Source organism: Bartonella sp. AA86SXKL (assembly GCF_042196885.1).
In genome coordinates this window covers 1-242 of sequence record NZ_JBHIRE010000547.1, presented here as the reverse complement: position 1 = coordinate 242, position 242 = coordinate 1, and the positions used below count along the sequence as shown (strand labels likewise).

The following is a 242-nucleotide window of genomic DNA, read 5'->3' as shown; positions in this document are numbered from 1 at the left end:
CCTAAGAAATAAACTTCACCTTTATTGGATACCTGACGCGGACCTATTCCGTTATATTTGAAGCCACGGATCATATCAGTATTTATTTTAAACATATCGAAGATACGAACTCCTTCTCGGCCTATTTCGTGAATATAACCACCACCAAAAGAAAGTAAACCGACAAGATCCATCCGATCAGAAAGCGTTTTATACATCATTGCTTTACCAGTTGTCTTCAAGAACTTTGCATTGCCGCCAAG

General features: G+C 38.8%; 1 protein-coding gene. It reads right to left on the bottom strand.

The annotated features are described in order from the left end of the window. The coding region (locus ACFIO5_RS13200; RefSeq protein WP_375705655.1) for a BamA/TamA family outer membrane protein at nucleotides 1-242 on the bottom strand (242 nt) is incomplete at both ends.